Annotated in this window: 18 protein-coding genes; 9 read left to right on the top strand and 9 right to left on the bottom strand. The window is 70.4% G+C overall.

Annotated elements, in window-relative coordinates; translation table 11 throughout:
* The first annotated feature begins 34 nt into the window (after positions 1-34).
* Positions 35-1,870: an acyl-CoA dehydrogenase gene (locus NTM_RS05260; RefSeq protein WP_163765667.1), complete on the top strand. Its 1,836-nt coding sequence runs from the start codon at positions 35-37 to the stop codon at positions 1,868-1,870.
* Positions 1,871-1,990: 120 nt separating this feature from the next.
* Complete coding sequence (locus NTM_RS05255) at positions 1,991-2,269, top strand: YybH family protein (RefSeq protein WP_435405030.1); 279 nt, start codon at positions 1,991-1,993, stop codon at positions 2,267-2,269.
* Positions 2,270-2,340: 71 nt separating this feature from the next.
* Here the strand turns inward: NTM_RS05255 and NTM_RS05250 are convergent, their stop codons facing one another.
* Both NTM_RS05250 and NTM_RS05245 read right to left on the bottom strand, forming a co-directional pair.
* A complete protein-coding gene (locus NTM_RS05250) occupies positions 2,341-3,819 on the bottom strand; it encodes an aldehyde dehydrogenase (protein ID WP_104864546.1) in 1,479 nt (492 codons plus the stop codon).
* A gap of 54 nt (positions 3,820-3,873) precedes the next feature.
* Positions 3,874-4,641, bottom strand: coding sequence for a class I SAM-dependent methyltransferase (locus NTM_RS05245; RefSeq protein ID WP_104864545.1), 768 nt, complete (start codon positions 4,639-4,641; stop codon positions 3,874-3,876).
* 38 nt (positions 4,642-4,679) lie between these two features.
* Between NTM_RS05245 and NTM_RS05240 the strand changes: the two genes are divergently transcribed.
* Positions 4,680-5,873, top strand: a complete 1,194-nt coding sequence (locus NTM_RS05240) for a glycosyltransferase family 4 protein (protein ID WP_435405029.1) — start codon at positions 4,680-4,682, stop codon at positions 5,871-5,873.
* A 4-nt stretch (positions 5,874-5,877) separates the two neighbouring features.
* On the opposite strand, the gene NTM_RS05235 is transcribed toward NTM_RS05240, so the two are convergent.
* Positions 5,878-7,095, bottom strand: coding sequence for a cytochrome P450 (locus NTM_RS05235; RefSeq protein ID WP_163765666.1), 1,218 nt, complete (start codon positions 7,093-7,095; stop codon positions 5,878-5,880).
* 106 nt (positions 7,096-7,201) lie between these two features.
* Here NTM_RS05235 and NTM_RS05230 point away from each other — a divergent pair, with 106 nt between their 5' ends.
* The 3 genes from NTM_RS05230 to NTM_RS05220 are packed head-to-tail and all read left to right on the top strand — an operon-like array spanning position 7,202 to position 8,546.
* Positions 7,202-7,426, top strand: a complete 225-nt coding sequence (locus NTM_RS05230) for a hypothetical protein (protein ID WP_232079623.1) — start codon at positions 7,202-7,204, stop codon at positions 7,424-7,426.
* Positions 7,423-8,280, top strand: a complete 858-nt coding sequence (locus NTM_RS05225; protein WP_163765664.1) for an oxygenase MpaB family protein — start codon at positions 7,423-7,425, stop codon at positions 8,278-8,280. The genes NTM_RS05230 and NTM_RS05225 overlap by 4 nt, the downstream gene beginning before the upstream one ends.
* Complete coding sequence (locus NTM_RS05220; protein ID WP_435405028.1) at positions 8,280-8,546, top strand: hypothetical protein; 267 nt, start codon at positions 8,280-8,282, stop codon at positions 8,544-8,546. The genes NTM_RS05225 and NTM_RS05220 overlap by 1 nt, the downstream gene beginning before the upstream one ends.
* On the opposite strand, the gene NTM_RS05215 is transcribed toward NTM_RS05220, so the two are convergent.
* Together NTM_RS05215 and pgfA are read right to left on the bottom strand one after the other, a co-directional pair.
* Positions 8,487-10,175 carry an MmpA family trehalose lipid delivery protein gene (locus tag NTM_RS05215; RefSeq protein WP_179963886.1) on the bottom strand — a complete coding sequence of 563 codons (1,689 nt, stop codon included), beginning with the start codon at positions 10,173-10,175 and terminating at the stop codon, positions 8,487-8,489. The genes NTM_RS05220 and NTM_RS05215 overlap by 60 nt on opposite strands.
* Positions 10,176-10,198: 23 nt before the next feature.
* A complete protein-coding gene (gene pgfA / locus NTM_RS05210) occupies positions 10,199-11,404 on the bottom strand; it encodes a cell envelope lipid trafficking protein PgfA (protein WP_104864542.1) in 1,206 nt (401 codons plus the stop codon).
* Between the two features lie 246 nt (positions 11,405-11,650).
* Between pgfA and NTM_RS05205 the strand changes: the two genes are divergently transcribed.
* The gene (locus NTM_RS05205; RefSeq protein ID WP_104864541.1) at positions 11,651-12,760 is read left to right on the top strand and encodes an acyltransferase family protein; all 1,110 of its coding nucleotides are present in this window, start codon (positions 11,651-11,653) and stop codon (positions 12,758-12,760) included.
* 72 nt (positions 12,761-12,832) lie between these two features.
* Here NTM_RS05205 and NTM_RS05200 read toward each other — a convergent pair whose 3' ends face one another.
* The 3 genes from NTM_RS05200 to NTM_RS05190 are packed head-to-tail and all read right to left on the bottom strand — an operon-like array spanning position 12,833 to position 17,708.
* Positions 12,833-16,993 (bottom strand): DUF3367 domain-containing protein, encoded by a 4,161-nt coding sequence (locus tag NTM_RS05200; protein ID WP_179964039.1) that lies wholly within the window; start codon positions 16,991-16,993, stop codon positions 12,833-12,835.
* Positions 16,994-17,024: 31 nt separating this feature from the next.
* Positions 17,025-17,198, bottom strand: coding sequence for a DUF2613 domain-containing protein (locus tag NTM_RS05195; protein ID WP_003933939.1), 174 nt, complete (start codon positions 17,196-17,198; stop codon positions 17,025-17,027).
* A 24-nt stretch (positions 17,199-17,222) separates the two neighbouring features.
* Positions 17,223-17,708 carry a universal stress protein gene (locus tag NTM_RS05190; RefSeq protein ID WP_104864633.1) on the bottom strand — a complete coding sequence of 162 codons (486 nt, stop codon included), beginning with the start codon at positions 17,706-17,708 and terminating at the stop codon, positions 17,223-17,225.
* Between the two features lie 160 nt (positions 17,709-17,868).
* On the opposite strand from NTM_RS05190, the gene NTM_RS05185 reads away from it, so the two are divergent.
* On the top strand, positions 17,869-19,083 hold the full coding sequence (locus NTM_RS05185) for a glycoside hydrolase family 3 N-terminal domain-containing protein (RefSeq protein ID WP_163765662.1): 1,215 nt from the start codon (positions 17,869-17,871) through the stop codon (positions 19,081-19,083).
* A 67-nt stretch (positions 19,084-19,150) separates the two neighbouring features.
* Positions 19,151-19,780 carry a TetR/AcrR family transcriptional regulator gene (locus NTM_RS05180; protein WP_083143466.1) on the top strand — a complete coding sequence of 210 codons (630 nt, stop codon included), beginning with the start codon at positions 19,151-19,153 and terminating at the stop codon, positions 19,778-19,780.
* An 11-nt stretch (positions 19,781-19,791) separates the two neighbouring features.
* Here NTM_RS05180 and NTM_RS05175 read toward each other — a convergent pair whose 3' ends face one another.
* Complete coding sequence (locus tag NTM_RS05175; RefSeq protein ID WP_163765661.1) at positions 19,792-20,448, bottom strand: PepSY domain-containing protein; 657 nt, start codon at positions 20,446-20,448, stop codon at positions 19,792-19,794.
* Positions 20,449-20,473 lie beyond the last annotated feature (25 nt).

Here is a 20,473-nt window from a genome sequence, read left to right as displayed (position 1 = left end):
CTCGTTCAGCGGGGGCGGAACCGGAGGATGCAGCATGGGGCACTACAAGAGCAACGTCCGCGACCTGGAGTTCAACCTCTTCGAGGTGCTCGCGCTGGAGAAGGCCCTCGCCGGCGGCGACTTCGGTGACCTCGATCCGCAGTCGGCCCGCGACATGCTCGTCCAAGCCGCCGAGCTGGCCGAGGGTCCGGTCGCGGAGGCGTTCGCCGAGACCGACCGCACCCCGCCGTCCTTCGACCCGGCAACCCACGTCGTGACCATTCCGGCGGCGTTCAAGAAGTCGTTCCGGGCCTGGTACGACGGCGACTGGTTCCGCGTCGGCATGGCCGAGGCCATCGGCGGCGTGCCCGCGCCGTCGATGCTGGAGTGGGCGATCAACGAGCTCGCGCTCGGCGCGCAGCCGGCCGCGTTCATGTACGCCGCGGGTCCGAAGATGGCCCACATCATCGACTCCATCGGCAACGAGCAGCAGCGGCACTGGGCCAAGCTGATGATCGACCGCAACTGGGGCGCCACCATGGTGCTGACCGAACCCGACGCCGGCTCCGACGTCGGCGCCGGACGCACCAAGGCGGTCCAGCAGGCCGACGGCAGCTGGCACATCGACGGCGTGAAGCGGTTCATCACCAACGGCGACACCGACGACCTGTTCGAGAACATCGTGCACGTCGTGCTGGCCCGCCCGGAGGGCGCCGGACCCGGCACCAAGGGGCTGTCGCTGTTCATCGTGCCGAAGTTCCACTTCGACCCGCAGACCGGCGACCTCGGCGACCGCAACGGCGTGTTCGTCACCGGTCTCGAGCACAAGATGGGTCTCAAGGCGTCGGCGACCTGCGAGCTGACGTTCGGCCAGCACGGGACACCCGCGGTCGGCTGGCTGGTCAACGACACCCACAACGGCATCGCGCAGATGTTCAAGGTGATCGAGTACGCGCGAATGATGGTGGGCACCAAGGCGATCGCGACACTGTCGACGGGATACCTGAACGCCCTCGAGTACGCCAAGACCCGCGTGCAGGGCGCCGACATGACCCAGATGACCGACAAGACGGCGCCGCGCGTCACGATCATCCACCACCCCGACGTGCGGCGCGCGCTGATGACACAGAAGGCCTACGCCGAGGGGCTGCGGGCGCTCTACCTCTACACCGCCGCGCACCAGGACACCGGGGTCGCCGCGATCGTCTCCGGCGCCGACGAGGCGATGGCCGGGCGCGTCAACGACCTGCTGCTGCCGATCGTCAAGGGCGTCGGCTCCGAGCGGGCCTACCAGTGCCTGACCGAGTCGCTGCAGACGTTCGGCGGATCGGGCTTCCTGCAGGACTATCCGATCGAGCAGTACATCCGCGACGCGAAGATCGACTCGCTGTACGAGGGCACCACCGCGATCCAGGCGCAGGACTTCTTCTTCCGCAAGATCGCCAGGGATCAGGGCGGCGCACTGCTGCACGTGGTGGGCCAGCTGCGGAAGTTCCTCGACGACTCCGCGGCCCGCCCGGAGCTGGCCACCGAACGCTCGCTGCTGGCCACCGCCGTCGGTGACGTGCAGGAGATGGTCGCGGCGATGACGAAGTTCCTGGTCGACTCGCAGGAGAACCCGCGCGAGCTGTACCGCCTCGGTCTGGAGTCGGTGCCGTTCCTGCTCGCCGTCGGCGACCTGCTGCTGGGCTGGCTGCTGCTGCAGCAGGCCGAGATCGCGCTGAACGCCCTCGACGGCGACATCGCCGAGCGGGACCGGGCGTTCTACACCGGCAAGGTCGCGACCGGAAAGTTCTTCGCCCGCAACGTGCTTCCGCGGCTGACCGCGCAGCGGACGATCCTGCAGGCCGTCGACCTGACCGCGATGGACCTGGCCGAAGCCGCGTTCTGAGCGCGGTCTCTTCGCCGAACGCACGCTTTCTGCGCGATTTCGGGGCATATCGCAGCAATATCCGTGCACTCGATGGCAACACGCCGATGAGTCCCGGACCCGCAGGAGGTCGGTACGCCCGTGACCGATAACCAGCGACAGATCCGGGACACCGTCGAGCGGTGGATCGAGGCGATCCGCGCCCGCGATATCGACGGCGTGCTCGCCGCCCATACCGACGACCTCGTGATGTTCGATGCGACCCCGCCCTACGACGGGGTTCGGGGCACCGCCGCCTACCGCGACTCGTGGCCGCCGTTCTCGCATCACCATCGGCCTGCGGAAAGTGGACGGGCAGTGGCTGATCGCCCACGAGCACCACTCGTTCCCGATCGAGAACTGAGGCCACCGGTGCCCTGAGCGCCCAGCGCCCACCAGACACAAAATCGCACGCCCACCGTCGTGAGCGTGCGATTTTGTGTCTTGTCGCGCTAGCCGGCCGGCGGCGTGTAGCCGAACGGCAGCAGGATGCTCTTCTGCTCGCAGTAGGCCTCGATGCCCTCCCAGCCGTTCTCACGGCCGATGCCCGAGTTCTTGTAACCGCCGAACGGGGCGCACGGGTCGAACGCGTACATGTTGACCGCGTAGGTGCCGGTGCGGATCCGCCGCGCGATCCGCAGCGCCCGGTCGTTGTCGGTGGTGTACACCGAACCGGCCAGCCCGTAGACCGAGTCGTTGGCGATGCGCACCGCGTCGTCCTCGTCCTCGTACGGGATCACCGCGAGCACCGGGCCGAAGATCTCCTCCTGCGCGATGGTCATCGAGTTGTCGACGTCGGCGAACACCGTCGGCTGGACGAACCAGCCGCTGTCCAGGCCCTCGGGGCGGCCGCCGCCGGTGACCACCCGCGCGCCTTCCTCGATGCCCTTCTTGATGTAGCCCTCGACGCGGTCGCGCTGCTTCTCGCTGATCAGCGGGCCGATCATCGCGGCGGGGTTGTCCGGCAGCCCGGGAGCCATCCCGGCCGCGGCGGCCGACAACTTCTCGACGACCTCGTCGTAGCGTGAGCGCGGTGCCAGGATGCGGGTCTGCCCGACGCACGCCTGGCCCGAGTTCATCAGGCCGGAGAACACCAGCATCGGCAGTGTGGAGTCCAGGTCGGCGTCGTCGAGGATGATCGCCGCGGACTTGCCGCCGAGTTCCAGCGTGCACGGCTTGAGCTTGTCGGCCGCGATCTTCGCGATCTCCTTGCCGACGCCCGACGAGCCGGTGAACGTGTACTTGTCCAGGTTCGGGTTGGCGGTCAGCGCCTGACCGGTCTCCGGGCCGCCCGGCACGATCGACAGCACGCCCTCGGGCAGGCCGGCCTCGACGAACATCTCGGCCATCGCGAACACCGACAGCGGGGTCTCGGCGGCGGGCTTGAGCACGACGGTGCAGCCGGCCAGCAGTGCGGGACCCAGCTTGTTGGCGGCCAGGAAGAACGGCACGTTCCACGCGGTGACGGCGCCCACGACGCCGACCGGCTCACGCACCACCAGCGTCTGCCCGTACACGCCGTCGCGGATGTCCTGCCAGGTGAACTTGTCGGCCGCGCCGGCATAGAACTGGAACGACGACATCGCGGCGCCGTACTGCATCATGTCGACGATCGTCGGCGGCTGACCGGTCTCGGCGGCCAGCAGGAACTTCAGCTCGTCGGCGCGCTCCTCCATGAGCTTGACCGCGCGGCCAAGCACCTCGGCGCGCTCGGCCGGCGACAGCTGCGGCCACGGGCCGTTGTCGAACGCCTCACGCGCGGCGGCGCAGGCGGCGTCGACGTCGGCCGCCGACGCCAGCGGCACCTTGCCGACGAGTTCTCCGGTGGCCGGCGAACGCACCTCGATCACATCCGAGGTCGCCGGCTCGACCCATTTGCCGCCGATGAACAGCTTGTCCCATTCGGTCCTGAAGGCCGTGCTCTGTGTCATACCGGTCACACTACCGACCGGATCGCGAAACGAGAACCTGTTGCAAGACAGCCGTCAAGACGGCTGCAACACCAGCACCAGATTGCTCACCAGGAATTCCCTGACCCCGGGCACACCCGTCAGCCCCCACGCCCATCGCGGGTGGTAGCGAGGAAATGCGGCGACCAGCGCACCGGTGCCGCGCGCCCAGCGCAGTCCGTCGGCCGCCGAGACGGCGAACAACGACGAGCCGTAGTCGTTCTTCGGCCGGTGGCCGTGTTTGCGGGTGTAGCGCTCGGCTGCGCGATACCCGCCGAGATAGTGCGTCAGGCCCATCTCGTGACCACCGAACGGGCCCAGCCACACCGTGTAGGACAGCACCACGAGCCCGCCGGGGCGGGTCACACGCAGCATCTCGTCGCCGAGCCGCCACGGCTGCGCCACGTGCTCGGCGACATTCGAGGACAGGCAGATGTCGACGCTGTCGTCGGCGATCGGCAACGCGGTGCCCGAGGCCCGCAGGAACGTGCCGGCGGGGTCGTGGGTGCGCGGCGACGCCGCGTGCATCTCGCGGGGGTCGGGTTCGACCCCGATGTAGCGCACCCCGGCCGCGGTGAACGCCGACGCGAAGTAGCCCGGCCCGCCGCCGACGTCGAGCAGCGTCAGACCCCGGGTGGAGCCCCCGACGGCCGAACGCCACAGGTCGTCGACCATCGCGACGGTATCGGCGGCCAGCGGGCCGTAGAACCGGTCCGGGTCGTTGCGCTCGAACCGGAACGCCGAGAGCAGCCGCAGTGACCGTGACAGCGTCGCCCGCCGGGCGAGCAGATCCGTAGCGGCCACCCGGACACCCTACGCAGGGCGGTTAGGCTTGCACGGTTATGTCACCCCGGCTAGAACGCTCCCCGCGTGCGCTGCCCGCCGCACCTGTGGGCTCCGTACTGCTGCTGTGCTGGCGCGACACCGGGCACCCGCAGGGCGGCGGTTCCGAGACCTATCTGCAGCGCATCGGCGCGCAGCTGGCCGCCTCGGGCACCAGGGTGACGCTGCGCACCGCGCGCTACCCGGGCTCGGCCCGCCGCGAGGTCGTCGACGGCGTGCACATCCAGCGCCGCGGCGGCGCCTACACGGTCTACGTGTGGGCCGGGCTGGCGATGGCCGCGGCCAAGATCGGCCTGGGCCCGCTGCGCCGGGTCCGGCCCGACGTCGTCGTCGACACCCAGAACGGTCTGCCGTTCCTGTCCCGGTTGGTGCACGGCCGCCGCGCGGTGGTGTTGGTGCACCACTGCCACCGCGAGCAATGGCCGGTGGCCGGGCCGGTGATGAGCCGCATCGGCTGGTTCGTCGAGTCGCGGATCGCGCCGCGGCTGTACCGGGGCAACCAGTACGTGACGGTGTCGCTGCCGTCGGCGCGCGACCTGGCCGTGCTGGGCGTGCAGCCCGAGCACGTCGCGGTGGTGCGCAACGGCGTCGACGCCGCACCCGCCGAGTCTCTGACCGTGCCGCGCTCGGCGACCCCGCGGGTGGTGGTGCTGTCCCGGCTGGTGCCGCACAAGCAGATCGAGGACGCACTCGACGTGATCGCCGCGCTGCGGCCCAGGATCCCCGACCTGCACCTGGACGTGCTCGGCGACGGCTGGTGGGCGCAGAAGCTGATCGACCACGCCGCGCAGCTGGGCATCTCGGACGCGGTCACCTTCCACGGCCACGTCGACGACACCACCAAACACTCTGTGCTGCAACGCAGCTGGGTCCAGGTGCTGCCGTCGCGCAAGGAGGGCTGGGGGCTCGCGGTGGTCGAGGCCGCCCAGCACGGGGTGCCGACCGTCGGGTACCGGTCCTCGGGCGGGCTGACCGACTCGATCGTCGACGGGGTGACCGGCATGCTGGTCGACGGCTACAGCGATCTGGTCGACGGGCTGGAGCGGCTGCTCACCGACGACGTGCTGCGCGAGCAGCTGGGCACCAAGGCGCAGGTGCGCAGCGGCGAGTTCTCCTGGCGGCAGAGCGCCGACGCGATGCGCGCGGTACTGGAATCGGTGCACGCCGGCCGCATCACCAGCGGCGTCCTCTGACGCGTCAGGCGGGCACGGCCGCGGGCACCAGGCGCACCGGCATCGACCGGATACCGTTCATGAGCACCGAGCGGACCCGCTCGGCCGGTCCGATCGGCTCGATATCCGTTGTGCGAGCCAGGATCTCGCTGAAGATCGCGGCGGCTTCGGCGCGGGCCAGGCTGGCGCCGAGGCAGAAGTGCGTGCCGCCGCCACCGAACGCCAGATGCTGGTTCGGGGTGCGGCCGACATCGAAGCGGTCCGGGTCGGCGAAATGCGCCTCGTCCCGGTTGGCCGACGGGTAGAACATCGCGACCCGCTCGCCGGCACGCATCCGCACGCCGCCCACCTCGGTGTCGCGGGTCGCCGTGCGGGTGAACACGGTGACCGGGCTGGTCCAGCGCAGCATCTCCTCGATCGCGGTGGGCATCAGCGACGGATCGGCGGTCAGCCGCCTCCGCTGCTCGGGGTGCTCGATCAGTGCGAGAGTTCCTGCGGCGACGAGGTTTCGGGTGGTGTCGCCGCCCGCGTTGAGCAGCAGCAGGAAGAACAGGTTGAACTCGAGGTCGGTCAGGCGCTGCCCGTCGACCTCGGCGTGCAGCAGCGCGGTCGCGATGTCATCGCCCGGCGAGGCCCGTTTCAGCGCGGCGAGTTCGCTCGCATACTCGAACATCTGCATCTGGGCCTGCACGAGTTCGGGATCGTGCAGTGGCCGGGTGTTCATGATGTCGGTCAGCGCATACAGTCGGCGGCCGTCTTCGAGTGGAATGCCCAGCAATTCGGCGATCACGTAGGACGGCAGCGCACCGGCCACGTCGTTGACGAACTCGCATTCGCCGCGCTCCAGCGCGTCGTCGACGATCGCGCGGGCCATGTCCGCGGTGCGCGCGCTGAGCCGGGCGACATGGCGTGGGGTGAAGCCGCGGCTGACCAGCGCTCGCAGCGCGGTATGCCGCGGCGGGTCCATCGTCAGCATCATCAGCTCGAGCTGATAGGCGTCCTCGGGCGCCGGGACGTCGAAGAACACCCCGGTCGCCTGCGACGACCACGTCTCGCTGTCCCTGGACACCGCGTAGATGTCGTCGTAGCGGGTCAGCGCCCAGAAACCCGTGTCGCCGTGCGGGTGCCACGCCACCGGCGCCCGGTGGCGCAGTTCGCGGAACGCGTCGTAGGGCATCCCTGCCAGGTAGACGTCCGGTTCGGTGAGATCGACGCTGCCGACGGTGATCGCGTCCGTGGCCATAGGGCGCACTGTAGCCGGGCGCCTCGGCGTGGAAGTGGCGATTGATCAAGATGATTCACCCGCGGTATTGCAGACACCACGACGAACAGCCATTAACATAATGGGCATGCTCAGCGACCTGCGCCGACTCCTGAGCTATGAGATGACGCTGGCGGAATGGTTCGGCACCGCAGTGCTGCTGTTGGCGCCCTACGGTGCGATCGGGCTGGTGTTCGCGGTGCTGCGCCCCGACTTCGTCACCGCCGTCGACGGCCCGGCGAAGGTCCCGGCGTTCGTCGGGACCGTACTGTTCTGGCCGCTGCTGCTGTTCGCCGACGTGTGCCCGCCATGACCGGGAACCGGATCACGATCACCCGCCGGACCGCCCGCTGGAGCGACGAACCGGTGAAAGTCGCTGACGCGATGGACTTCTGGTCCTTCGCCGCCGGTGCCGCCAACGTGATCATGCAGCTGTCGCGGCCCGGCGTCGGCCACGGCGTGGTGGAGAGCAGGGTCGACTCCGGCAACCTGATGAAGCACCCGTGGAAGCGGGCACGCACCACATTCCAGTACCTGGCCGTGGCGATCTTCGGCACCGACGGCGACCGCGCCGCGTTCCGCGAGGCCGTCGACGGGGCGCACCGGCACGTCAAATCCACACCGTCAAGCCCGGTGCGCTACAACGCATTCGACCGCGACCTGCAGATGTGGGTGGCCGCCTGCCTGTTCGTCGGACTGGAGGACAGCTATCAGCTACTGCGCGGCGAGATGACGCCCGAACAGGCCGAGCAGTTCTACCGGTCGGCCTGGACACTGGGCACCACGCTGCAGGTCACCGAGGACCGGTGGCCCGCCACCCGCGCGGACTTCGACCGCTACTGGGACACCGAATGCGAGCACGTCGCGGTCGACGACACCGTCCGCGGCTATCTGCTCGACCTGATCAACCTGCGGATGATCAATCCGCTGCTGGGACTGCCGTTCAGGCCGCTGCTGAAGTTCCTCACCACCGGGTTCCTGGCGCCGGTGTTCCGCGAGCAGCTCCGCCTGTCCTGGGGACCGGGCCGGCAGCGGATGTTCGAGCAGCTGTTCCTGTTCGTCGCGTTCGTCAACCGCTTCATCCCCGGATTCCTGCGTCAGGGCGGCAGCTACCTGCTGCTGGCCGATGTCCGGAGGCGGGTCCGCCGACACCGGCAGTTGGTGTGATGGCGGTGATGTCGATGCGCACCCGGACCAGAAGCCTGCTGAGCAGGCGTGTCTCGGTCGCGGGCATGATCGAGTTCGGCCTGTGGATGGCCATCCCGTACGTGGTGATCGGGCTCGCGTGGGCGTTCTTCAACGTCGAGAAGGTCCGCCATCTCGAAGACCTGCTGCAGACCGCGGTCCCGGCCGGCGGCGGGATGGCGGCCTATCTACTGATGGCCGGTCTGTGGCCGCTGTTCGTTCTCGTCCCGTCGGTGTGCGTGCCGTGACCGCAGCCGCCCGATGATCATCGCGGCCAGCGCAAGCCCCAGCTGACCCAGCCACACCGCATGCGCGGCGATCATCACCGGCCGGTGCGGCGAGCCTGCGGCGTCTCCGCCGACGGCGTAGACGGCGATGTCGTCGTCGCGATAGGCGACCGGCAGCGTGAGCGCGGGCACCGGGCCCTCGGTGACGACCCACCCGACCCCGGCCGCGGCGAGTTCGTCGCGCCCCGCGCCGGCGGTCAGCATGCGCTGGATGTCGCGGGCATGGGCGCCCTCGCCGAGCACGGTGTGGCCCGCCACGGTCAGGTCACCGGTGCTGAGCACCTCGGCGCGCAGCCACCGTGGTAGCGGGTCGAGGACGGGTGCGTCTGGGCCCCAAGGGAATCGGCGCATGCTGTCGACGGGCAACACCGCGACCGGCGCGGGCTCGGCATTGATTACGGCGGCCGCGGCGGTCCAGCCCGGTGGGTAGCGCACCGGCGCGACCCGGCCGCCGACACCCCAGACCAGATCCGGCAGCGTCGCGATCAGCGCCGCACAGCACACCGTCGCCGTGGCCAGCGCGGGAACCCGCGGGCGCAGCGTCACGACGGCCGCGGCACCGGCCAATGCGTACGCGGGCATGGCCAGTGCCACCCACTTCTGGCCGTCGCGCAGCACCCCCAGTCCGGGGACGGCGCGGCTGAGCGCCTCCAGCGCCGCAAGACCGGGTCCGGTCGCCATCAGCGTCGGCCCGACGATGGCCAGGACGGCCAGCACCACCAGCGGGACCGCGGTGCGGCCGCGGATCAGCCGCGGCACGCCGACGGCGACGATGCCGAGCAGCACCACCGCCGATGCGACCGCGAAAAGCGTTGTGCGGGATGCGGGGACTGCCTCGGAGTTCCAGATCCCGCCCAGGCTGGCGAGGCTGAACAGCGTGGACAGTCCGGGTTCGGCACGCGCGGCGAACGCGTCGATGCCCGCGCGCAGCCCCGCGTCCTGATCGGCCCAGCCGGTGCCGAGTGCCGACGCGACGAGCCACGGCAGCGCCGCCGTCAACGACGCCGCCAGGCTGACCGCCGCGCACCACCGGCGCGGCCGGCCGGTGCCCGGCGCCAGCGCGGCCGTCAGCGCGACCGCCGCGGCCAGCAGCAGCCCCGTCGGGGTCAGGCCGGCCAGCGCCGGCCAGAACACCAGCGCCGCGACCCCGCCGCGCGGCGAGGTCCGCAGAGACAGCACCGACGCGGCCACCCACGGCAGGCAGCCGTAGCCGACCAGCAGGCTCCAGTGGCCCTGAAGAAGCCGCTCGGCGACATAGGGATTCCAGATCGCGACCGTCACCGCCACGCTCTGCCCGGCCATCCCCGCGTCCGGCAACACGACCGCGACCAGCCGAGCCGCGCCGCAGCCCGCCAGGAACAGCCCGAAGATCAGCAGCGCCTTGACCACCACACCGCCGTCGACGACGGTCGAGGCCAGCGCGACGAAGAAGTCCTGAGGAAGCGCCCTCGGCGCGGCCTGGGACAGGCCAAGTGCGGCGTCGGTCAGATACGAGCGCGGCGTCGACACCGCGTCGCGCAGCAGCAGATGACCGGGACCCAGCAGCGGTGCGGTGACCGCCAGCGTCAGCGCCAGCGCATAGGCCGGCACCGCGAGCGTGCGGAGACGAGCGATCAGACCGGTCGGTCCGGTGGCAGATCGGTCGGCCGCTGCGCCGGGAGCTTCTCGGTCATCGCCTCGGCACCCGGGACCGGCTCGCCTTCCTCGCCCCGCTTGCCGTAGAACCGGTCGCCGGTGTCGTCGAGACCCGGATCGGTCAGCATGGACTCCGCGCGCAGGCTGAACGTGCCGAGCAGCGCGCCGCCGACGAGCAGGACCAGGCCCAGCGCGGTGAACGTGATCGGCAGGATGCGGCCCCACAGCGCCACCCGGTCGCGCTCGTCCTGCGCGGCGGCGACCTGGGCTTCGATCGTCTCCTCATCGGAGGTGACCGTGTAGTCGACGTAGGTCATCTCGGGCTTGAGCGCATCGCGGGCGTAGTAGTGGTAGGCGCGGTCGGTCTCCTTGACGATGGTGCCCGAGACCTGGTCGACCCAGAAGGTGCGCTGCGCGGCGTAGTACCGCGTCATCGTGATCTCTTCCTCCGGATCGCCCTCCAGGCCCCACAGCGACGCACGCGCGGTCACCTGGCTGTCGGCGTCGTCGTCGTAGAGCGATGCGAACTTCACCGGCTCGACGAGTTCGCCGTCGTTGTCGAACCCGACGTTCTGGGTGAACCGCAGCGTCGTCAGGCCGTTGACGTCCTCCTCGCCGGAGTAGTTCACGTCGAACGGACGCTGGGCGATCGGATCGAAGAGCTGATAGGTCTTCTTCTCGGTGTCGAACGGGAACCGGTAGGTCAGGCCCTCGTGCGGCAGCGCGATGCTGGTCGGCGGGGCCTCGTCCTCGATCGCGCGCGGCTTCTGAACCGAACCGCCGGGGTTGGTCTCGCTGGACACCGCTTCCGCGGTCTGGCGGTTGACCGTCACGGTGTCCACCATCGCCAGCAGCAGACCGTTGTCCTGCTGCTGATCGGTGCGCCGCAACGTCGTGCCGACCTGCAGCGTGACGACGTCGGCGTTGGCCGGCGACTCCACACTCAGTTGCTGCTGCTGCACCACGGGGACGTCGTCGTTGACGACGAAGCGCTCACCGAGCAGCGACGCCGGATCGAAGGCCGTCGCCGTGCCGTCGCTGACGAGGGTGGCGTCGATGTTCAGCGGGATCTTGGCGATCTTGCCCTTGGTGTAGGTGGACAAGAGCAGAGCGGCGATGAGCAAGGCCGCTCCGAGGCCCATGATTCCGCACGCGGCGATCCTCAGCGCAACTGCGCGGTTCAATACCGTGTCTCCCTTCGCGCGCCGCCACGGGGCATGGCGGAGGCGGCGCCCAGTCAGACGCCTGAAAGCCCGTTTGACCCTAACAGCACTGTTTAAGGTCGTCGCTTACTCCGGCGCCTGAGCGCACGTGCCTTACTTCCCCGGTTTCGCCCGGATCACGCGTCACCGGGCAGACTGGTCGTCGTGACTACAGCCGTCGGTGAGACCGTCGGCGGGACGCGCAGCTTCCTTCCCGCCGTCGAGGGGATGCGCGCGTGCGCGGCCATCGGGGTCGTCGTCACCCACGTCGCGTTCCAGACCGGGATCAACTCCGGCGTCGCCGGACGCATCCTGGGCCGCTTCGACCTCGCGGTCGCGGTGTTCTTCGCGCTGTCGGGGTTCCTGCTGTGGCGCGGTCACGCCGCCGCCGCGCGCGGGCTGCGGTCCCGGCCCAGGACCGGCCACTATCTGCGGTCGCGCATCGTGCGCATCATGCCCGGCTACCTCGTCGCGGTCGTGGTGATCCTGACCCTGCTTCCGGAGGCGAGGGCCGACTTCACGGTGTGGCTGGCGAATCTGACCCTGACCCAGATCTATGTTCCGCTGACCCTGACCGCGGGGTTGACGCAGATGTGGAGCCTGTCGGTGGAGATGAGCTTCTACCTCGCGCTGCCCCTGCTGGCGCTGCTCGCGCGCTACCTGCCGGTGCGGGCCCGGATCCCGGTGATCGTCGTGGTCGCGGCGGCCAGCCTGCTGTGGGTGCACATCCCGTTCGACAGGGACTCCGGGCACAACCTGTGGAACTGGCCCCCGGCCTTCTTCTCGTGGTTCGCCGCGGGCATGGTGCTCGCGGAGCTGACGGTCAGCCCGGTCGGCCGGGTGCACCGGCTGGCGCGGCGACGGGTGCTGATGGCGCTGATCGCGGTGACGGCGTTCACGATCGCGGCGTCCCCGCTGGCCGGCAACGAAGGCCTGCACCCCGGCTCGGTGATCCAGGTGACGCTCAAGACCGCGATGGGCGCGATCGTCGCCGGGGCGCTGCTCGCGCCGCTGGTGCTCGACCGCGTCGACACTTCACACCGGATCCTCGGCAGCCCGCTGATGGTGACGCTGGGCCGCTGGTCCTACGGGCTGTTCGTGTGGCACCTCGCCGCGCTGGCGATGGTGTTCCCGATCATCGGCGAGTTCCCGTTCAGCGGGCACTTCACGATCGTGCTCGTGCTGACGACGCTGTTCGGCTTCGCGATCGCCGCGGTCAGCTATGCGTTGGTGGAGGCGCCGTGCCGCAACGCGCTGCGGCGCTGGGAGCGGCGCAACGACCCGACCCCGCTGGACTCTTCGATCACCGAGGAGATCGAGCCCGCCATCGCGCGCTGATTCTGTCGCCGAAATTGCATTCCGGCAGGACTCCACTCGCACTTCTCCTGCCTGGATGCAACCTCGACCAGGTCAGGACTCCCGCATCGTCGAGGCCACCACCGCGACCACCGACAGCAGCGCGAGGAACTGCACGCCGGGGGAATGCCCGACATACCCGTCGACCGAGCGCCACGGGTTGCCGCTGAGCACCGCACCGGCCAGGATCAGCCCGAATGCCGCGGTGCCCAACGTGATCCGGTCCAGCAGCCGGGTGCGGCGGCGCAGCAGATAGCGGATCCCGACCGCGGCAGCACCGACGACCGCGCCGAACCATCCTGAGATGACCCCGGCCGCAACCACGGTCGCGACGCCGGCGCCGGGCGCGCCGACCTGCCACGGCTGCGCGGCGGGGATCGCCTCGGTGGGACGGCGCACCGGTACGAACGCCAGCACCAACAGCAGCGGCAGCAGCGCGAGGCCGCCGATCAGGCCGGCCCGATAGGTCGTGTTCGACGAGAAGTCCAGTGCCACCGGTCCGTCGGTGCCTGCGGGCAGCACCCAGCCCTGTTGCCAGCCGTTCACCGTGATCGGCGTCAGTGCGGTGCCTGCCGCGTCCCGGGCCATCCAGCCCGGGTTCACGCTCTCCGGGACCACCAGCACCCGCGAGGTGCCCGACGCCGCGACCGTGACCACCCGGTGTGCGGGCTCCCACCGGTCGACGTCCACCGATAGCGTTGTGGCCGAACGGATCTCGTCAGACCGGGGTGTCGCCAGCTGGACACCGTCGACGATCAACCCGGCGCCGGGGCCCACCACAAGCTCCTGTTCACCTGCTGGAAGCCGGATCGGCTGGTCGCGGCACGGGCGCGCGGCGATCGGTTCGCCGCTCAACAGCGCGCCGACGGTGGTGGTGACCGATGTCTGGACGAATTCGCCGGCGACGCCGATCACCGGACCGCGCCCGCATTCCAGGGTTATGGTGCGCGCCCGGTTGGCCTCGGCGTCCGCGGCGCCGATCGGTTCACCGCGCTCGTCGAGCGCGGTGACCTCGGCCAGACCCGGAGGTTTGAGCTGATCGAATCCCAGTGCGGTGCGGTCGATCACATCGACCCAGTCCATCAGCCAGACGGTGACGGTGTCGGTACGCCGGGGATGCAGCCGCAGCGTTTCGGTCGCGCCGTCCGAGGACGCGTCCAGGCGGCGTACCTGCGGGCCGTCGCCGAGGTCGACGGCGATCAGCGTGGGGCGGGCCGGTAGCGGCGACGCGCTCGGGGTCACCTCGATCGCGGACACGGTGCGCGGGCCGGGCAGGCGCAGCGTCAGCGCGGGCGCGGTCGGCGGCTGTACCGTGCGCTGCGGCGCGGTCCAGGACGTACCGGGGTCTCCGTCGGCGGCGGCGTAGGCGGAGCCGAGCACGTCGATCGGGTCGGCGTCGCCCACGGCCCGTGTCGCGCCGGGCTGGGCCACCAGATCGGCCAGCGCGGGTCCCTGCCGGGCCCGCACCCACACCGTCGGCGTCACCGAGGTCGGGGTCGGCACGGTCAGTGTCCGGCTCAGGTTCACCGGTTCCTCCGACGCCAGGGCCATCGCCGCCGCGCACCGCGTCCCGGTGGGGCTGTCGGCGCATCCAGCGCGGCCGAGCAACTCGGACCCGAGATCCCACAGCGCCACCGCCGAATCCGGATCGGGCGGTGGTACGACCACGGTGTGACGCAGATGCACCGGATGGGCGAACCCGTTGGCGTCGTACTGCGTGACGTTGATGTCGGTGATGCCGAACTGCACCCCGGGCGACCCGTCGTCGGTCCCGGTGGCGGTGATACGCACCCACGGTGACTCGCCGTAGGGGAGTGCGACGGTCAACGGCTTACCGGCCTGGTCGAACCGGACCGACGTGGTGCCGTTGACGGTCGAGACCTCAAGCCTGCGCACCTGTGCCCCGACCGCGGTCGCGCTCGGGGTGATCGTCAGGGTGGCGTTGGTGACCGGATGGTCGAAATCGACCTGAAGCCATTGGCCGACGGCGGTCTGCAGCGCGTTGGACACCCAGCTGGTCGACGCGTCCCCGTCGACGGCCGCCGCGGGCCCCGACGACGGCAAGACATTGGGCAGAGCCGTGGAATCCGACGCGGCACTGGACACGGTGACGCGGCCACCACCCCATCGCCCGTACACCAACTCGGCGCCGTCGGACGGGTAGTCGGGCACCCGGTTGAAGGTGTGGCGCGCGTCGTCGGGCCCGCGGATCGCCGACGAGTGGTCGTCGACGCGCCCGTAGTCGGTCTCACGCGCGGTCGGGGTGTCGGTGACGGTGACCAGCGGCGCGTCCAGACCGGCGCGCAGCGCGTCCTGGGTCAGCAGCATCGGTCCCAGCGGCGGCTTTCCGGTCAGCCGCCTGCGCTCGTCGAGTCGCAGCAGCGACTCCGGGCCGCCGTCGACACGAGCCAGCGTATCCGCTTCGGCCACATACGGTTTCATCGACCCTGGGGCATCGACCCGGTAGATCTCCACCGCAGGGTAGCGGGGTCGCAGGCCGCCGTCGGCGACGAATCCCTCCAGGGTCCCCGGCCCGACCGGGTCGCCGAACTCGGCGACCCTCGTCAGGCCGGGGGAGCCGTCGACGGCGCGGTGCACCAGGATCGGCCGCGCCGAGCGCGACGTCTCCGGATCCAGGTCGTTGCGCACCACGACATACGAGATGCCCTGCCGGGCAAGGGTGTCCGCCAGCCCGGCGGATGGGCGACCCGCCGCGAAGAGCCGCTGCACCGAATCCAGCGCGCGGATCGTCTCCGGCGGGTTCAGCGGGATCGAGTCACGTACCCCCCACGCGCTTCCGCCGAGCACCTGCAGCGGCTCGTCGTGGCTGTTGCCCCACACCTGGGTGGCGAACGGGGCACCCGGGGCGACCAGTACCCGCCCGTCGGTGTTGTTCTCCTCCAGCCAGTTCGCGGTGTCGTGCCAGTACTGCGGGATTGCGTCGAACGCACCGGGCGGGGTCATCCGGCCGGTCCAGGCCAGCGCCGTCGCGGCGGTCAGCGCCGACAGCACCACGATGCCGACGGCGACCCGCTTGTCGTTCTCCGGATGCGCGAATGCCTGACGCCACACCGGGCGCGGCACGCTGCCCGGCAACGGCACCCGTCCCAGCAGATGCGCCAGCCCGAGCGCCAGCGGCAGCCGCAACAGCGGGTCGAGTTTGTGCAGATTGCGCAGCGGGGTGCCGTCGGCGTCGAGGAACATCTGGATCGCGGGCGCGAACGGGGAGCCGAGCCCGCCGGAGTAGGTGGCCGCCAGCAGGACGACGCCGACCATCAGCATCGTGATCAGCCGGCCACGGCCGGGCATCCGCGTCATCGCGAGCCCGGCCAGCCCCGCCGCGGCGACCAGGGAGGTGGCCAGCACCGCGACCGTGCCCGTTACCAGCGGCGCACCCGCGGTCGCGCTCGGCGCGACGTACGGCGTCCACGCCCCGGTGCCGCGCAGCATCTCGGTCAGTGACATCCACTGCGTGGTGACGCCCGAGGATTCGATGAAGTCGAGGAACGGCGGGCTGATCCGGCCCAGATGCAGCAGCGCGACCACCCACCACGCCACCGCGAGCGCGACGCACGGCAGCCACCACGCCACGAACCGCCACCACGTGCGGTTCGGACGGTGGCACAGCAGCCACACCGCCGCGCACAGGCACGCGGTCAGCGTCGCGACCGCGTTGACCGCGCCCATCAGTGCGATCGCCAGCGCCGAGCGGGCGGCCAGCGTCCGCACCCTGGGATCGCCCCGAAGAGCCAGCACCATCGGCAGCAGCACCCACGGCGCCAGCATCATCGGCAGCGTCTCCGAGGAGATCGCACCGAGGGTGGTCAGCACACGCGGTGACAACGCGTAGGCGAGCGCGCCGAGCACCCGTGACGGCGTGGTCCCGATGCCGAGCGCTTCGGCCACACGCACCACACCCCAGAACCCGATGACGAGCAGCAGCGCCCACCAGAGCCGTTGGGTGACCCAGCCCGGAACGCCGAGGACGTCGCCGGCCAGGAAGAACGTGCCGTGCGGGAACAGGTAGCCGTAGGCCTGGTTCTGCGCCTGCCCGAACGGCAGCTCGCTGTTCCACAGGTTGAACGCGCGCGCGAGGAAGCGCAGCGGATTGGCGGTGAGATCGAGCTTGGTGTCGGGGGAGATCTGGCCCGGAGACTGGGCGAAACTCAGGACCAGGGCCGCCGCGGCGGCCACCCAGAGCCAGCGCCGGGACAGCGGCTGGGCGGTGGGACGCTCGATGGCCGGATTAGGTGCGGTCGCCGTACTCGACCCTGTTGAGCACCGATGACGCCGGGTCGCCCGCTTGCAGCGGTGGCTTCGTGTCCTGCTGCACCATCAACGTCACCCCGAACACGGCTGCCGCGCCCAGCAGCAGGCCGACGACAATGCTGGCCGCGGCGGGTACGAGGAACCGATCCATGCGGCCCAACCTAGCATGCTGGCCTTAAGGTTCCGGCGGCACGATGAGCACCGGACGGTGGCCGCGCCGCATGACGTGATCGGCCACGCTGGACTGCAGCAGTGACCGGAAACCCGTGGTGGCGCGGGTGCCGGTGATGATCAGGTCGGCGTCGAGTTCGTCGGCGGCCTCGATGATCGACTGCCACACGGTAAAGGTGGCGGCCCGGCGCATCGGCTCGGCGGGCAGGCCTGCGCTGACCGCGAGCTCGACCCCTTCGTCGTTGATCCGCTGTGCCTCCGCGAGTGCGATGTCGAGTTCGTCGTCGCGCGGATCGGGTGGCCCGTCGAGGTCGTAGTCGTAGTTCCCGGGGTCGGATCCGCGGTCCATCGGGGACCACACGGTCAGCACCACCGCCCGGTCGGCGGTCAGGAAGCGGCCGGCGTACTGCACCGCGCGCCGTGCCGTGCGCGAGCCGTCGAACGCGATCAGCAGCACCGTCTTCTTGTCCTTGGGCACCGGGCTCGCCATCGACCGCTCCTGTTCGCCGTCCACCTCTTCGGCCCAGGATATTTGGTCTTCAGAGAAGTGGACGCCGAACTTCAGCGCCGTTTTTCCACCCCGATCGGGGCCCCGGCGCGCTGGGGACGGGCTAGAACAACGGCCTGCGGTGCTATTAGTGTCAGCACGTATGCCCGCACCACGGACCACACCGAGCGTCCTGATCGGAGTGCTGGCGGCGTCGGCGCTGCTGGTCGGATGCACCTCGTCGACCGGGGCTGACCAGCATGAAGCGCCCGTCGATGCCGTGCAGGGGCCCTCGCTGACCGCAGGTACCGCCCAGGGTCGGCCCGAGGCTCCCGCACCCGTCCCGCCCGCCGCGCCGGTGTGCGGCGACCCGGCCGCGGCTGTGGCGGCGATGTCGACGCGCGACAAGCTCGCGCAGCTGTTGATGGTCGGGGTGACCGGGGCCGCCGACGCCCGCGCTGTCGCCGCCGAGCACCGCGTCGGCGGCATCATGGTCGGCAGTTGGACCGATCTGTCCATGCTCACCGACGGATCCCTGCCCGACATCGCCAACTCCGGCCCGCTGCCGCTGGCGGTCAGCGTCGACGAGGAGGGCGGCCGGGTGTCCCGGCTGGCCGGGCTGATCGGCAGTCAGCCGTCGCCGCGCCAGCTGGCCCGCACCAGCACCCCCGAAGAGGTCTACGCGGTCGCCCGCGACCGCGGCGCCAAGATGCGCGGCCTCGGCATCACGATCGACTTCGCGCCCGTCGTCGACGTCACCGACGCCGCCGACAATTCGGTGATCGGTGACCGCTCGTTCGGCGCGGACCCGACCACCGTCACGGACTACGCGGGCGCGTACGCCCGCGGCCTGCGGGACGCCGGGGTGCTGCCGGTGCTCAAGCACTTCCCCGGCCACGGCGCCGGGTCGGGCGACACCCACACCGGCAGCGCGTCCACGCCGTCGATCGAGGAACTCAAGAACCACGACCTGATCCCGTACCGGACCCTGACCGCGCAGGCGCCGGTGGGCGTGATGGTGGGCCACATCGAGGTGCCCGGCCTGACCGGCAACGAGCCGGCCAGCCTCAGTCCGCAGGCCTACGCGCTGCTGCGTTCCGGCGGCTACGGCGGCCCGCCGTTCGGCGGGGTGGTCTTCACCGACGACCTGTCCGGGATGCAGGCGATCTCGGCCCGGCTCGGCGTTCCCGACGCGGTGCTGCGCTCGCTGCAGGCCGGTGCCGACGTGGCGCTGTGGTTGTCCACCGGGGAGGTGCCCGCGGTGCTGGACCGGCTGGAGAAGGCGGTCGGCGCCGGCGAGCTGACCATGTCCGGGGTCGACGCCGCGGTGTCCCGGATCGTCGCGATGAAGGGTCCGTCGCCGCGGTGCGGCGGCTGATCAGTCCGCGATTGCTTACCCTGGTCTGAGCACGCGAGCATCGCTGATCGGTCAGGAAGGCACACGCATGGCAGGTGGAACCAAGCGGTTACCGCGTGCTGTGCGTGAGCAGCAGATGCTGGACGCGGCCGTGGAGATCTTCTCGGTCAACGGTTACCACGAGACCTCGATGGACGCGATCGCCGCCGAGGCGCAGATCAGCAAGCCGATGCTGTACCTCTATTACGGCTCCAAGGAGGAGTTGTTCGGGGCATGCCTGGACCGTGAGCTGACCCGGTTCGTCGACGAGGTCAACAGCAACATCGACTTCACCGCCGCACCGAAGGAACTGCTGCGCACGGCGGTGCTGGCCTTCCTGAACTACATCGACGCGAACCGGGCGTCGTGGATGGTCCTCTACACACAGGCCACCAGCTCGCAGGCGTTCGCGCACACCGTGCGTGAGGGCCGGGAGCGCATCATCGAGATCGTCGGGCGGCTGCTGCGCTCGGGCACCAAGAATCCGGACCCGGACATCGACTTCGAGTTGATGGCCGTGGCACTCGTCGGCGCGGGTGAGGCGATCGCGTCGCGGGTCAGCACCGGCGACGCCGACGTCCAGGAGGCGTCCGAGCTGATGATCAATCTGTTCTGGCGGGGACTCAAGGGCGCGCCGTCGAGTCAGGACGTCGACGCGACCGCGGTCATCTCGAGCTAGGTCATCTCAAGCTAGTCGCGGGTGGCCGTGCCGGAGTCCACGTCCACGTGGACGTCCTCGGTGGTGTTACCGGTGCGGATGTCGATGGAGTAGCGCTGCACGCCGTCGTCGTACTCCAGGGTCCATTCGGCCACCGATCCCGGTAACAACGCGGTCGCCCGAGCCACCGCGTCCTCGGGCGTCAACCTCCGCGGGTCCACCGCGACGGGGGCGCCCGACTCCTGGTCGCGGTCGTCGGCGAGCACCCGGGCCGACTGGGCGTCGATCACGATCTCGTGCTGGTCGGTGTTCTGCTGGCTGTCGATCTTCCACACCCAGGCGTTGGCCGGGCGGTCGAAGGTCAGCTCGATCTTGGTGACGATCCCGCCGGGCACGGTCTGGTCGGCGACCGCGAGCGCCCGGTCGAGCCCGACCGGGAAGGTCGTGGTGGCGAGGTCGGCGTCCGGCCCCGCGCCGGCCGGACCTGGAGCCGGCGCCGGTGCTGGAGTGCCCGTCGGACTCGCAGCGGTGGTCGCCATGGTTTGCGGCTGACCCGTCGCGGAGGACGGCGACGTTGCCGCGGACGGGGAGGCCTGCTCACCCCCACCGCCGGACGAACATCCCGACAGCGTCAGGGTGCCCAGCGCCGCGACGCATGCCAGAGAGGTGCCGAACCGTCGTGTGACCATGGTCACAGCTGTAGCCGTCTCTGCC

Origin of the sequence: Mycolicibacterium parafortuitum, assembly GCF_010725485.1 — a bacterium.
GTDB lineage: Bacteria > Actinomycetota > Actinomycetes > Mycobacteriales > Mycobacteriaceae > Mycobacterium.
Note: the sequence above shows the minus strand (reverse complement) of the source record. Positions and strands in the feature narration are given on the sequence as shown.

Bases quoted from the DNA above. Each gene is read 5' to 3' on its own strand.
- NTM_RS05235 (WP_163765666.1), bottom strand. From the start codon at position 7,095: ATGGCCACGGACGCGATCACCGTCGGCAGCGTCGATCTCACCGAACCG.
- NTM_RS05225 (WP_163765664.1), top strand. From the start codon at position 7,423: ATGACCGGGAACCGGATCACGATCACCCGCCGGACCGCCCGCTGGAGC.
- NTM_RS05180 (WP_083143466.1), top strand. From the start codon at position 19,151: ATGGCAGGTGGAACCAAGCGGTTACCGCGTGCTGTGCGTGAGCAGCAG.
- NTM_RS05240 (WP_435405029.1), top strand. From the start codon at position 4,680: ATGTCACCCCGGCTAGAACGCTCCCCGCGTGCGCTGCCCGCCGCACCT.
- NTM_RS05185 (WP_163765662.1), top strand. From the start codon at position 17,869: ATGCCCGCACCACGGACCACACCGAGCGTCCTGATCGGAGTGCTGGCG.
- NTM_RS05190 (WP_104864633.1), bottom strand. From the start codon at position 17,708: ATGGCGAGCCCGGTGCCCAAGGACAAGAAGACGGTGCTGCTGATCGCG.
- NTM_RS05230 (WP_232079623.1), top strand. From the start codon at position 7,202: ATGCTCAGCGACCTGCGCCGACTCCTGAGCTATGAGATGACGCTGGCG.
- NTM_RS05205 (WP_104864541.1), top strand. From the start codon at position 11,651: ATGCGCGCGTGCGCGGCCATCGGGGTCGTCGTCACCCACGTCGCGTTC.
- NTM_RS05175 (WP_163765661.1), bottom strand. From the start codon at position 20,448: ATGGTCACACGACGGTTCGGCACCTCTCTGGCATGCGTCGCGGCGCTG.
- NTM_RS05195 (WP_003933939.1), bottom strand. From the start codon at position 17,198: ATGGATCGGTTCCTCGTACCCGCCGCGGCCAGCATTGTCGTCGGCCTG.
- NTM_RS05250 (WP_104864546.1), bottom strand. From the start codon at position 3,819: ATGACACAGAGCACGGCCTTCAGGACCGAATGGGACAAGCTGTTCATC.
- NTM_RS05260 (WP_163765667.1), top strand. From the start codon at position 35: ATGGGGCACTACAAGAGCAACGTCCGCGACCTGGAGTTCAACCTCTTC.
- NTM_RS05220 (WP_435405028.1), top strand. From the start codon at position 8,280: ATGGCGGTGATGTCGATGCGCACCCGGACCAGAAGCCTGCTGAGCAGG.